Origin of the sequence: Streptomyces sp. 2A115 (genome assembly GCF_052245575.1) — a bacterium.
GTDB lineage: Bacteria > Actinomycetota > Actinomycetes > Streptomycetales > Streptomycetaceae > Streptomyces.
In genome coordinates, this window is sequence record NZ_JBQQCG010000010.1 from 25,873 (window position 1) to 38,817 (window position 12,945).

Annotated in this window: 8 protein-coding genes; 6 read left to right on the top strand and 2 right to left on the bottom strand. The window is 70.2% G+C overall.

Annotated elements, in window-relative coordinates:
• Positions 1 to 5: 5 nt before the first annotated feature.
• Positions 6 to 1,661, top strand: coding sequence for a serine/threonine-protein kinase (locus ACTWQR_RS11525; protein WP_443226885.1), 1,656 nt, complete (start codon positions 6 to 8; stop codon positions 1,659 to 1,661).
• A gap of 124 nt (positions 1,662 to 1,785) precedes the next feature.
• Complete coding sequence (locus ACTWQR_RS11530) at positions 1,786 to 3,558, top strand: serine/threonine-protein kinase (RefSeq protein ID WP_443226886.1); 1,773 nt, start codon at positions 1,786 to 1,788, stop codon at positions 3,556 to 3,558.
• A 109-nt stretch (positions 3,559 to 3,667) separates the two neighbouring features.
• Here the strand turns inward: ACTWQR_RS11530 and ACTWQR_RS11535 are convergent, their stop codons facing one another.
• Complete coding sequence (locus ACTWQR_RS11535; RefSeq protein WP_443226887.1) at positions 3,668 to 4,507, bottom strand: hypothetical protein; 840 nt, start codon at positions 4,505 to 4,507, stop codon at positions 3,668 to 3,670.
• A gap of 98 nt (positions 4,508 to 4,605) precedes the next feature.
• Between ACTWQR_RS11535 and ACTWQR_RS11540 the strand changes: the two genes are divergently transcribed.
• The 4 genes from ACTWQR_RS11540 to ACTWQR_RS11555 all read left to right on the top strand — a co-directional run bounded on the left by ACTWQR_RS11540 (position 4,606) and on the right by ACTWQR_RS11555 (position 11,527).
• Complete coding sequence (locus ACTWQR_RS11540; RefSeq protein WP_443226888.1) at positions 4,606 to 6,015, top strand: diacylglycerol/lipid kinase family protein; 1,410 nt, start codon at positions 4,606 to 4,608, stop codon at positions 6,013 to 6,015.
• Positions 6,016 to 6,217: 202 nt separating this feature from the next.
• A complete protein-coding gene (locus ACTWQR_RS11545) occupies positions 6,218 to 7,939 on the top strand; it encodes a protein kinase domain-containing protein (RefSeq protein ID WP_443226889.1) in 1,722 nt (573 codons plus the stop codon).
• A 127-nt stretch (positions 7,940 to 8,066) separates the two neighbouring features.
• A complete protein-coding gene (locus ACTWQR_RS11550) occupies positions 8,067 to 9,692 on the top strand; it encodes a succinic semialdehyde dehydrogenase (RefSeq protein WP_443226890.1) in 1,626 nt (541 codons plus the stop codon).
• A 29-nt stretch (positions 9,693 to 9,721) separates the two neighbouring features.
• Positions 9,722 to 11,527 (top strand): GMC oxidoreductase, encoded by a 1,806-nt coding sequence (locus ACTWQR_RS11555; RefSeq protein WP_443226891.1) that lies wholly within the window; start codon positions 9,722 to 9,724, stop codon positions 11,525 to 11,527.
• A 175-nt stretch (positions 11,528 to 11,702) separates the two neighbouring features.
• Here the strand turns inward: ACTWQR_RS11555 and ACTWQR_RS11560 are convergent, their stop codons facing one another.
• Complete coding sequence (locus ACTWQR_RS11560; protein ID WP_443226892.1) at positions 11,703 to 12,758, bottom strand: LAETG motif-containing sortase-dependent surface protein; 1,056 nt, start codon at positions 12,756 to 12,758, stop codon at positions 11,703 to 11,705.
• Between the last annotated feature and the right edge of the window lie 187 nt (positions 12,759 to 12,945).

Below are 12,945 nucleotides of genomic sequence, written 5' to 3' on the forward strand. Positions count from 1 at the left end.
GGCTCATGGGGACCGAGGGGGAGAACGTCCGCGTCATCGTGGGCCGTTACCGGCTTGAGGCCAGGCTCGGCCGGGGCGGCATGGGCATCGTATGGCGGGCCACGGATCAACTGCTCGGCCGGCAGGTCGCGGTCAAGGAGCTCGCTCTCGACACGTCGCTCTCGGCGGAGGAGTCCCGGCTGCAGCGCGAGCGCACCCTGCGTGAGGCGCGCGCGGTCGCGCAGCTGCGGCATCCGCACATCATCGTCGTGCACGACGTCGTCGAGCAGGACGAACGCCCCTACATCGTCATGGACCTGATCGAGGGCGGCTCGCTCGCCGAGCGGATCTCCCGGCGCGGGCCCGTCGACGCGGCCGAGGCGGCCCGGATGGGGATTGACCTTCTCGGCGCGCTGCGCAGGGCGCACGGTGCGGGCGTCCTGCACCGCGACCTGAAGCCCGCGAACGTGCTCCTCACCGAGGAGGGCCGCGTCGTGCTCACCGACTTCGGGATCGCGCAGGTGGCGGGCGCGACGACGCTCACCGAGAGCGGGTCGTTCGTCGGGTCGCCCGAGTACACCGCGCCCGAGCGGATGTCCGGGGTCAGAACCGGGCCCGAGTCCGACCTGTGGTCGCTGGGCGCGCTGCTCTGCACGGCTCTGAGCGGCGAATCGCCGTTCCGCCGCGACTCGTTGGGCGGGATACTGCACGCGGTGGTGGTCGACGAGATACGTCCGCCCGCGGCTGCCGCACCCCTGCTTCCGGTCGTACGAGGGCTCCTTGAGCGCGATCCCGAACGGCGGCTCGACGCGGTGGAGGCCGAGCGGTTGCTGCGGGCGTTTCTCGACACGGGCCGTACGCCGCCGGTGCCGCCCGGGTACACGCCGACGCAGCGGGACCGGGACGCGCCGAGGCGGGAGCCGGCGCCTGCGCCGACGCACCCGGCATCGCCCGTGACGACGTCGTCGGAGTCCTCGGCGTCCCTGGGATCCTCGACGTCCTCGATGCGGAATGTGCTGCTCGCCGCCGTGCTGGTCGCCGCGATGGCCGGGGCGGGCGTCTCGGCGGCCGCCCTGCTGATGAAGGACGACGGCGACAACGGGCCTACACCGCCCACGAGTTCCGTCTCCGTGTCCCGTACGACCTCGGTGACGACGGCCAGCCCGACAGCGAGCCCCGCGCCCACAGTCACCGTCACCCGCTCGCAGCCCGCGCCCTCCCCTGTCGCCCGCACCGTGCCCTCCGGCTACCGCCTCGCCCAGGACCCCGGCGGTTTCTCGCTCGCCGTGCCGGAGGGTTTCACGCGCGATCCGCAGGGCGAGCGGATCTTCTACGTGTCGGAGGGGGAAACCTTTCGCCTCGGCATCAAGGTGTCCGACCCGGAGCCGGGCGGGCCGCTCGCGGTGATGGGGCGCTCGGACGCCAAGGGGCCGTCCACGAACCCCGGTTACCGCGACGGCCGGGTCACCGAGACCACGCACGCCGGACGGACCGCCGCCCTCTGGGAGTTCACCTGGAACGGCTACAGCGAGGCGGAGGGCGCGCGGCACACGTACGACCTGTGCTGGGAGGAGGGCGGCCGGATGTACGACGTGTGGGTGTCGGCTCCGGTCGGGAAGGCGCGGGAGGCGAAGGAGTACTTCGACGTCGCGGTCGACACGTTCGTACGCGCCACTTCGTGAGCCGTGCGACCTCGTAAACGGAACAGTCCTAAAAGGAACATAAGTAACGCCCTGCGTCACGGGTCTGTGACTGGAAAGCGTCCGGGGTGGAACCCGAAGCCCTTGCCGCGATAGGGATGGACCCATGAGCAGCAACGGGGGAGCCCCCTACGGATCCGACGAGCCAACCAGTTTCGGTTTGCAACCGCCGCGTCCGGCTGTGCCCGGGCAGCAGCAGTCCGGTGGGGTCCCCGGCACCCCTGGCGTTCCGTACCCCGGCAACCCGTACGCGGCACCCACTCAGGTCGTGCCCGAACAGCAGATACCGCAGACGCCACAGATACCGCAGCCCCAAGCACCACAAGCAGCCCGAGCACCACAAGCGCCACAAACGTCCGAGTCGCCTCAGGACCCCGGCACCGGTCGACTCATCGCCGACCGCTACCGGCTGCTCGGCAAGCTCGGCCACGGCGGCATGGGCACCGTATGGCGGGCGAAGGACGAGACGGTGGACCGGGAGGTCGCCGTCAAGGAGCCTCGCCTGCCGGACCATCTTCCCGAACGCGAACGCTCCAACGCCTTCGAGCGAATGCGCCGCGAGGCACGCGCCGCGGCCCGGCTCGACCACCCGTCGGTGGTGAACGTGCACGACGTGGCTGTCGTGGACGGCCAGCCGTGGATCGTGATGGAGCTGGTGCAGGGGCGTTCGCTCGGTGCGGCGTTGCAGGAGGGCACGATCGGGGCCCGCGAGGCGGCGAGAATCGGCCTCGACGTCCTCGGCGCTCTGGAGGCCGCGCACGCGGCCGGCATCCTGCACCGGGACGTCAAGCCCGACAACGTACTGCTCGGCCGCAACGACCGTGTCGTCCTCACCGACTTCGGCATCGCCCAGATCGAGGGCGAGACGAACCTGACGGACACCGGAGGCTTTGTCGGCTCGCCCGAATTCATCGCCCCGGAGCGGGTGTTGGGGCAGCGGCCGGGTCCGGCGTCGGACCTCTGGTCGCTGGGCGTGGTCCTGTACGCGGCCACGGAGGGCGTCTCGCCGTTCCGCCGTACCAACACGCCCGCGACACTCCAGTCCGTCCTCAACGCCACGCCGGCCGCGCCCAACGCGGCCCAGGGCCCGCTCGCCGACGCCATCAACGGCCTCCTCGACAAGGACCCGGCCCGCCGCCCGAACGCCGCGCAGGTCCGCCAACTCCTGGAGCAGGCCGCGCAGCCGCCCCAGGCGGCGCCCACCCAGGTCGTCCAGATCGCGGGTCCGGGCGGCAAGCCGGTACGTACCGGCGGGACCGGGCGGGTCGGCAGCAAGGGGTGGATCGGGATCGGTGCGGCGCTGGTCGCTGCGGCGGTGGTGGCGGCGTTCCTGGCGCTCGGCAACCCGTTCGCGGGACCGCTGCCGGACGACTGGAAGACGCGCGAACACAAGGCGCTGGGCGTCACGCTGGCCGTGCCGGCCGGCTACCAGGTGGCCAGGCCGGACGCCGACGACACGGACAAGAACTGGGTCAGGTACTCCGACTGGAGCGGCAGCGTCTGGATCGGTCTGACGCTCGCGAAGAAGTCGGAGGACAGCACCGGGAAGATCAAGGAGTCGGCCGCCGCGGAGATGTACGCCGACGACGGCGCGTTCCGGACCAGCGGCAGCTACGACCTCAGCATGCCCGAAGGGCCCAGGAGCGATCCGAAGCAGTCCAAGTACCAGGACAAGCAGGCCGCCGAGAACACGCTCGCCTTCACGACGACCGACACTCAGAATCCGCGTCCCCGCGAGCTGAAGATCTTCTACTACAAGTCCTCGAAGGGGGACATGTACAAGCTGACGATCAGTTACCCGGGCAAGGGCGACTTCACCGAGCGCGGTCGTGAGGTCGCGAAGACGGCCATCGCGAACCTCGACATCAACAAGCTGTGAACCCGGGGAGGGCGGACCGGTGAACCCGGCCCCGCCCTCCCGACAGGCGTCGCCCGACAGGCGAGTGCAACGGGCGACGTGCAACAAACGTCGCCCAACAGGCGTCGGCTCAGCCGAGCTTGGCCGCCTGGGCCTTGATGATGGGCGCCGGTACGTTGTAGGCGCCGGCCTTCGCGTCATCGGCGAAGGCCGCCAGGCTGATCGCGTAGTACGTGGCGACCGTGTTCCCGTGCCGCACGACCTCGGCGTGCACGGTGACCGAGTCGTCCTCGGCGGCACCGGTCACCGCGAACGCCAGTGACTCGTCCCCGCTCCCGGAGGCCTTCTCCGCCTCGACCTTCGTGAACTTCTGGGGCTCCTCGCCCGCCGAGGCCGTGAACCCGCCGCCGCAGCCGTCTATCGCGGCGGAGACCGAGGACATCGTCTCCTTGGCGCCCTCACCCTCGTAGGAGGAGAGCGAGACGATGGTCATCGTCATACCGAGCGCGTCGGTGATCGAGCCCAGCGCCTCCTCCATCTCCTCCTCGGTCATGTCCTCCATGTTCTTGGTGGGGGACGCGCTCGGCTTGGCCGTCGGGTCCTCCTGGACCATGCGGTTGACGTACGCGGTCGAGTCGCCGGGCGCGAACCCGGTGAGGACGTACGCGAGGGGCGCGCACTTCTCGTCGACGACCTTGACGTCCTTCTTGGAGGAGGCGAACGCGTCGGACTGGTCGGCCGGGCCGACCTTGAAGCCCTTGACGTCGGCCGTCGTGACGATCAGCTTCTCCAGTTCGCTGTCGCTGAGCGCCTTCGCGGCCGTGGTGGGCTCGTTGGCGCCGGCCTTGTCGCCCGAGCCGGAGCCGGAGCCGGAGTCGGAATCGCTGTCGGAGCAACCGGTCATCAGCGCGAGCGAGAAGACAGACGCGATCACTGCGACGCCGGTGCGCGACAGCGCGGATCTCTTCATGTTTCGAATGTTCCTTCGGTGGTGTGGAGATGACGCTGGAGTCTGATGTCAAGGTCAAAGAAACGTCAAGCCGGTTCCGGGAACGACATACTGCTGCCATGGGTCTGGATCTCGACGGGCGGGCGCACGCCCGGCAGCGGTGGGCGGCGCGGAGTGCCCTGGCGGCCGCCGGGCTGGCTGTCCTGCTGCCGCTCGGGTACGCCGGTGCCGGGAGCCTGCTGCTCGTCGTGTTCGGGGTGTTCGGTACGGCGGTGACCGTGGCCGCCCTCTGGTGGACGCTGACCCGCCGCGGCCCGGCCCGGGCCGCGGCCGGGGTGCTGGTCCTCGCGGCACCCGCCGCTGTGGTCGGGTCCTTCGCCACGGCGAACCTGTTGTGGGTCGCCGTCGTTTCCCTGGGACTGTGGGGCTTCGCCGTCTGGGCCGGGAAGTTCGCGCTCAGCACCACCAGGTCACATGTGGTGAGCGTGCCCGAGTACCGGACTCCCGCCCCCGCCAGCCCCTTTCTCATCATGAACCCGCGGTCCGGGGGCGGGAAGGTCGAACGGTTCGGGCTGCAGGACAAGGCCGAGCGGCTCGGAGCGCGCGTCCACCTCCTCGACCCGGGGCAGCACGAGGACGTCGCCGCGCTCGCCCGGCGTGCGGTCGCGGCCGGGGCCGATCTGCTCGGCGTCGCGGGCGGGGACGGTACACAGGCCCTCGTCGCGGCGGTCGCGGCCGAGCACGGGATTCCGTTCCTCGTCATCTCCGCCGGGACCCTGAACCACTTCGCCATGGACCTCGGGCTCGATCGGGACGACCCCGCCGCCTGCCTGGACGCGCTCACCGACGACGGGGTCGAACTCCGCGTCGACCTCGGCTTCGCCGACCGCCACCCCTTCGTCAACAACGCCTCGTTCGGGGCGTACGCGGCGGTCGTGCAGAGCCCCGAGTACCGGGACGACAAGGTGCGTACGACGCTGGAGCTGCTGCCGGAGCTGCTCACGCATCAGCGCGGACCGCGCCTGACCGCCCGGATCGGGGAGGCCGGGGATACCGGGGCGACCGAAGGGGCGGCCGTCATCGACGCGCCCCAGGCCCTGCTCGTGAGCAACAACCCGTACCGCATGGACGATCCGGTGGGGCTCGGGTACCGCGAGCGGCTGGAGTCCGGTGTGCTGGGCGTCCTCGGCATCAAGGTCGAGAGCGCCGCCGAGGCCGCGGCGCTGCTGCTGGGGCGCCACTCCACCGGGCTCACGGTGCTGACGGCCCGCGAGGTGGTCGTCGACGCCGACCGCCCCGAGATCGAGGCGGGTGTCGACGGCGAGGCCCTCGTCCTTCCCACGCCGGTACGGTGCCGCATCGAGCCCGGCGCCCTCCGCGTGCGCGTCCCCAGGAACCGGCCGGGCGTTCCGGAGACCAAGCCGCCCATGGACTGGCGCAGGCTGCGCAAGCTCGCGGCGGCGGTGGGACGTACGGCGCTGCCCAAGCACAGGGCCCTTCCCAAGGGCTGGAACCTACCCAAGAGGTGACGGGGCCCGGAGCGTGGTCATCAGTGCGCGGAGTCGGCGGTGGCCCGGTGGTGAGGATGGTTCCGGGGTGTCGCTTTGCGTGGCCGCAGCCCGACCGCGGTGGAACGGCGGAAGGAAGTGAAGGACGCGGACAAGGATGTGGCGGGCGGGTAGGCCCTGGCCGGCATCGACAAGGGCCGACCCCGCACGGTAATCATGTGACATGAGTAGCAAGGCGGGGCGTCTGATCGGCGGCCGTTACCGGTTGGCCGAGCGCATCGGCTCCGGTGGCATGGGAACCGTATGGCGGGCCGTCGACGAGCTCGTCGAGCGTGAAGTCGCCGTCAAGCAGCCGCGGTTGCCCGGAGATCCGGAGGACGCCGCCCACCAGCGGGCCGCCAACCGGCTCTACCGCGAGGCGCGGGCCGCCGCGCGCGTCGAGCATCCCGCCGCCGTCACCATCCATGACGTCGTTGTCGAGGACGGACTCCCCTGGATCGTCATGGAGTTGGTCCGAGGGAGGTCGTTGCACGACGAGGTGTTGCAGCGGGGCGACCTGGAGCCCGTCGAGGCCGCGCGCATCGGGCTGGCCGTCGTGGGCGCCCTCGACGCCGCGCACGCGGTCGGGATCGTGCACCGGGACGTGAAACCCGCCAACGTGCTGCTCGGACAGCATGGCCGTGTCATCCTCACCGACTTCGGGATCGCCCACATCCAGGGCGAGGAATCCCTCACGGCGAGCGGCGAGTTCGTCGGCTCGCTGGAGTTCATCGCGCCCGAGCGTATGTCGGGGCGCGGCGCCGGGCCCGCTTCCGACCTGTGGTCCCTGGGTGTTCTGCTGTACGCCGCCGTCGAGGGCTGGTCCCCGTTCCGCCGTACGACGCTGGAGTCCACCCTCGCCGCGATCCTGTCCGCCGACCCGCCGGAACCCAAGCAGGCCGGGCCACTTGGACCGCTGATCGTACGGCTCCTGGCGAAGGACCCGGCCCAGAGACCGGACACGAAGGAGGTCACGGCCGCGCTGGAGGCGGTGGCCGAGGGCTGGCCCGTACCGAGGCGGGATCCGGCGGTTCCCCAAGATGCCTCAGCGCTGCGGGAGTTCGCGGACGACGCGGGCACCGTACAGCTCGGTGGGTCCTCCACTCCGGATCCGGACGAGGCGCCCGACAGGTCGGAGTCCCCCACCCCGGCGAGGGTGCCCGATACGCCGGCGCGCACCTCGCGGGACCTGCCCGAGGCCGTACCCCCCAAGCGCAAGCGCTCCACTACCCGCCTGGTCGCGGGCACGCTCGCCGGCGCCGTCCTCATAGCGGGCGGAGTCTGGCTCGGCACCTCGCTCACCGACGACGACGGCGACGCAGCCGCCGCAGGGGGCAGTCCGTCGGCGCCCATCACGGCGGGCCGGAGCTCGCCTTCCCCCGATGACGGCCAGAACTCCCCTTCTCCCGAGGACAGTTGGATCGCCCACGAGGAGACGGAGCTGAACGCCGTCCTCTCCCTCCCCGGGCAGTACGAGCGCGTCAGCGAGCCGGGCGGCGCCGACGACGACCCGCAAACGGCGATCTACGACAACGAACAGATCATCCAGGTCCGCCTCACCCAGTGGGACGAGGCACCGCGCTCGCCGATGGACGAGGCCAAGGAGTCGGCCGACGCCTGGGCGGGATTCGGGGAGTCGAAGTCGCGGTTCACTCCGACGTCCTTCCACGGGTACGAGGCCGTGCTCGTCGACACCACCTATGTCAACAAGGGCACGCCGAACCGCGTCATGGAGCTGATGATCCTCACCGACGACAACCGGATGTACGAGCTGCGCGTGGACATGCCGAAGGGGACGGCGAACGAGAAACGGGGCACGGCGGTGTTCAAGGGGGCGCGCGGGCGTCTCGAGATCGGGGAGACGAGGGAGTGGTCGCCGAGCGCCGATGTTTCGGCCGGGCGCTGATCGTCGCCGTACAACCCACTGATCAGGCCATTCGTTGCCAGTGATCACTGGCGCCGTGTGAGCACTCCGTGAATCCCTGTTACCGCCGGGTACCCAAAGCGCCCGGCCCGGGCATACCCTGCCGCTCATGACGGACTCGCAAGCGACGGAACAGGCTCCGGCACAGACCGGTACGAACCCCCTCGCCCCCGCCCCCGAGGGCGCCCGCACGGCCGCCGACGTGGTCACACCGGAGCTGATCGCCCAGCTCACTCGTGGCGTGGTCGGTTCGGGCCGCACCGCCAACCACATGCCGTTCACCGGTGAGAAGCTGGCCGACCTGCCGGAGTCCACTCCGGAGGACGTGGAGCGGGCTTTCGAGCGGGCTCGCGCGGCCCAGTCCGTCTGGGCCCAGACGCCCGTCAGGCAGCGCGCCGCCGTGCTCCTGCGCTTCCACGACCTGCTGGTCGCCCGCCAGGCCGAGGTCCTCGACCTCATCCAGCTGGAGACCGGCAAGGCCCGCCTGCACGCGCACGAGGAGGTGCAGGTGGTCGCCGTGACCGCCCGCCACTACGGCCGCATGGCCCCCTCGTATCTGCGGCCCAAGCGGCACACCGGCGCCGTCCCGACCCTGACCAAGGTCACGGAGCTTCGTCACCCCCGCGGTGTCGTCGGCCAGATCGCCCCCTGGAACTACCCCCTCGAACTGTCCGTCGGCGACGCGCTGCCCGCCTTCGCCGCAGGCAACGCGGTCGTGATGAAGCCCGACACCGAGACCTGCCTCACCGCCCTCTGGGCCCGTGACCTGCTGATCGAGGCGGGCCTGCCGGCCGACGTCTTCCAGGTCGTCCTCGGCGAAGGACCGGTCATCGGCCCGGAGCTCGTCAAGCACGCCGACTACGTCTCCTTCACCGGCTCCACCCGCACCGGCCGCGAGGTCGCCCAGGGCGCGGCGGCCCGTCTGATCGGCGCATCCCTCGAACTCGGCGGCAAGAACGCCATGCTGGTCCTCGAGGACGCCGACCTCGACAAGGCGGCGGCCGGCGCGGTCCGCGCCTGCTTCTCGTCCGCCGGCCAACTGTGCATCTCCGTCGAGCGGTTGTACGTCCACGAGTCGATCGCCGACGCCTTCGTGCAGCGGTTCACCGCCCGTACCAAGGCCATGCGCCTCGGCAAGTCCCTCTCCTACGGCGCCGAGATGGGCTCGCTGGTCGGCGAGCGCCAGCTGGAGACCGTGACCCGGCACGTCGAGGAGGCCGTCGCGAAGGGGGCGACCGTCCTCGCGGGCGGTGTCGCGCGCCCGGACATCGGCCCGTACTTCTTCGAGCCCACCATCCTCGACGGCGTCGAGGCGCCGATGGCCGTCTGCAACGAGGAGACCTTCGGACCGGTCGTCTCCATCTACCGTTTCAAGGACGAGGACGAGGCGGTCGAGCGCGCCAACTCCACGCCGTACGGCCTCAACTCATCGGTCTGGACGAAGGACGGCCGCCGCGGCGCCAAGGTCGCCGCCCGGCTGCGTACCGGGACGGTCAACATCAACGAGGGCTACGCGTCCGCGTACGGCAGCGTCCAGTCGCCGATGGGCGGCATGAAGAACTCCGGCCTGGGGCGCCGCCACGGCTCCGAGGGCATCCTCAAGTACACCGAGGCCCAGACCGTCGCCCAGCAGCGACTGCTGCCGATGGCGCCGTCGCTGGGGATGGACGACGAGAAGTACGCGCAGTTCATGAGCCGAAGCTTGAAGGTGATGAAGGCGCTGCGCTTCCGCTAGACCGCACCAGTTCTCAATGAGGAGAGCACGTGTCACAGGAGAACTCTGTCCACGACCGGAATGACGACGGGTACGACTACGACGTCATCGTCGTCGGCTCAGGCTTCGGCGGCTCCGTCACCGCCCTGCGCCTGACCGAAAAGGGCTACCGCGTAGGCGTGCTGGAGGCGGGCCGCCGCTTCACCCGCGCCACGCTCCCCAAGAACTCCTGGGACCTGAAGAACTATCTCTGGGCGCCGAGACTCGGCATGTACGGCATCCAGCGCATCCACTTGCTGGGCAACGTCATGGTGCTGGCGGGCGCGGGCGTCGGCGGCGGCTCCCTCAACTACGCCAACACCCTCTACGTACCGCCGAAGCCGTTCTTCGAGGACCCGCAGTGGAAGGACATCACCGACTGGCAGGAGGAGTTGCGGCCGTACTACGACCAGGCCCGGCGGATGCTCGGCGTGCGGCTCAACCCGACGACGACCCCCTCGGACGTGCATCTCAAGGCGGCCGCCGAACGGATGGGCGTGGGCGACACCTTCCACATGGCACCGGTCGGCGTCTTCTTCGGCGACGGCGACGACGCCGACGGGACCGTGAAGGCCGAGCCCGGACAGCGGGTCGACGACCCGTACTTCGGCGGCGCGGGCCCGGCCCGCACGGCGTGCAACGAGTGCGGCGAGTGCATGACCGGCTGCCGGCACGGCTCGAAGAACACCCTCAACGAGAACTACCTCTACCTCGCCGAGCAGGCGGGCACGGTGGTCCACCCGATGACGACCGTCGTGTCCGTCACCGACGACTCGCAGGGCGGCTACGCGATCGCGACGCTCCCGACCGACGAGAGGCGCAAGGGCGAGGGCAGGACCTTCAAGGCGCGGCGGGTCGTCCTCGCGGCCGGCACGTACGGCACGCAGACCCTGCTGCACCGCATGAAGGCGAGCGGCCAACTCCCGTACGTATCAAGCAGTCTGGGCACACTGACCCGTACGAACTCCGAGGCCCTGGTGGGCGCGCAGACCACCAACCGCCGGTACCGCAAGGTCACCGGCGAGCGGAAGGTGGACTTCACCCGCGGGGTCGCGATCACGTCCTCGATCCACCCGGACGCCAATACCCACATCGAGCCCGTCCGCTACGGCAAGGGCTCGAACTCGATGGGCGGCCTGGCGATCATCCAAGTCCCTTACTCGGAGGGCTCGTCGAGGGTCCTGGGCTGGCTGGCCAACGCGGTGAAGCACCCGCTCACCCTGGCCCGCTCACTCTCCTCCCACCGCTGGTCGGAGCGGACCATCATCGGCCTGGTGATGCAGTCCCTCGACAACTCCCTGACGACGTACCTGAAGCCGAAGGGAGCGGGGAAGGGGCTGCTGACCGCCCGGCAGGGCCACGGAGCGCCCAACCCCAAGCAGATCAGGGCCGCTTCGGAGGGCGCCTCCGCGATCGCCGCGGAGATCAACGGCTTCGCGGGTTCGAACGTCGGCGAGCTGATCGGCACCCCGCTGACCGCCCACTTCCTGGGCGGCTGCCCGATCGGCGCGTCCGCGGCCGAGGGCGTCATCGACCCGTACCACCGGCTGTACGGACACCCGGGCATCTCGGTCGTCGACGGCGCCGCGGTCTCCGCGAACCTGGGGGTGAACCCGTCCCTGACGATCACCGCCCAGGCCGAACGCGCGATGTCGTACTGGCCCAACAAGGGCGAGGCGGACCCGCGTCCGGCGCCGGGAGCCGCGTACGAGCGCCTGAAGCCGGTCGAGCCCCACTCACCCGCAGTTCCCGCGGACGCCTTCGGCGCGCTGAGACTGCCGTTCCTGGGGATGCCGACGGTACCGCCGAAGAAATGAGCCGCCCCTACCAGCCCTTATCAGCCCCCGTCAGTCCCCACCAGCCCCCGTAAGTCCCCACCAGCCCCCGTCAGTCCCCACCAGTCCCCGGCGGTCCTCAGACAAGACGAAGGACCTGCGCCCCCCTCCGAGCGCAGGTCCTTCGTCTCTTGCGTGAAGCGTGAAGCGTTACGCCTTACGCGTCGGTGCCGACGCCGGCCTTGCGGCGGCGGACGACGAACACCGCACCGGCACCGGCGACGATGGCGGCACCGCCGACGAGACCGATGGTCGGCAGGGCGGAGCTGGAGCCGGTCTCGGCGAGGTTGCCGTCGATCTCGTTGACCTCACCCTGGGGCTTCGTGCCGTCGATGCCCTTGGGCTTCTTGCCGTTCGGCTTGACATCGGCGACATCGCCCGGCTTGGTGCCCGCGGCGAGCACGGTGAAGTCGTAGAAGTCACCGTTGCCGTAGCAGGCGGAGTCCTCGCCCGCGTACACCGCCTGGCTCAGCGCGAACGACGAACCCGCCGGGGCGGACGCCTTCACCCGCAGCCGGAGGTCCAGCGTGGCCGTGGAGTTCTTCTCCAAGGCGCCCAGCGTGGCGACGAAGCTCCCAGTGAGGACGAAGTCGCCGTCCTCGTCCCCGAAGGAGTCCTGGTAACCGCTGGTCCACTTGCCGTCTTCCTTGACCTGGATCTCAGCGAGATCCATGAGCAGCGAGGAGTCGCTGTTCGTGTCATCCGAGTACTCGGTCAACGCCTCGACCCAGACGTTCTCGAGGTCCTTGCCGGAGTCGTTCTTGACCACGAACTTGAATTCGTCCCAGCCGGAGCCGGCGACGATCTTGTTCGGCAGACCGGTGAGCGTGGCCGTGAGCTTCTCGTCCAGGTCGAAGGACTTGCAGTCCTCGTACGGGTTCCACGGCTCGTCGCCGATGTCGCCGTTGTCGTCCGACTCGCTCGGCGAGGCCGACGCACTGGAGCTCTCGGAGTTGGAAGGCACCGCTGACGCGCTCGCCGACTCCGACGTCGACGCGGAGGCGGATGCGCTCTCCGACTCGGAGGCCGACGCCGACGCGGAGGCGGACGCGCTCTCCGACTCCGACGTCGACGCCGACGGCGACGCGCTCTCGGAGGTGGAGGCGGTCGGGTCGGTCTCCTCCGTCGCGAACGCGACCGGTGCGGACAGCAGCGCCAGCGGAGCTATGACAGCCGTCGCGGCCGCAGCGGCCATGGCACGGCGAAGCTTCATCAAGACCTCAGAAAGTCCGGTGTACCGCAGTGTCGCGGTACGAGATTTGGGAGGCCTCCGCGTGGCGGGCGCGGGTATGGCCGTTGGTTTCGCAAGTGAGACGTGTGACCCCTGTGAATGGTTGTCCTCGAACTCACAGAATTCTTATGTGGGCTGAGTCACAGAGCGGTCGGCTGTAGCCCGGATA

Bases quoted from the DNA above. Each gene is read 5' to 3' on its own strand.
- ACTWQR_RS11560 (WP_443226892.1), bottom strand. From the start codon at position 12,758: ATGAAGCTTCGCCGTGCCATGGCCGCTGCGGCCGCGACGGCTGTCATA.
- ACTWQR_RS11545 (WP_443226889.1), top strand. From the start codon at position 6,218: ATGAGTAGCAAGGCGGGGCGTCTGATCGGCGGCCGTTACCGGTTGGCC.
- ACTWQR_RS11540 (WP_443226888.1), top strand. From the start codon at position 4,606: ATGGGTCTGGATCTCGACGGGCGGGCGCACGCCCGGCAGCGGTGGGCG.
- ACTWQR_RS11525 (WP_443226885.1), top strand. From the start codon at position 6: ATGGGGACCGAGGGGGAGAACGTCCGCGTCATCGTGGGCCGTTACCGG.
- ACTWQR_RS11530 (WP_443226886.1), top strand. From the start codon at position 1,786: ATGAGCAGCAACGGGGGAGCCCCCTACGGATCCGACGAGCCAACCAGT.
- ACTWQR_RS11535 (WP_443226887.1), bottom strand. From the start codon at position 4,507: ATGAAGAGATCCGCGCTGTCGCGCACCGGCGTCGCAGTGATCGCGTCT.
- ACTWQR_RS11550 (WP_443226890.1), top strand. From the start codon at position 8,067: ATGACGGACTCGCAAGCGACGGAACAGGCTCCGGCACAGACCGGTACG.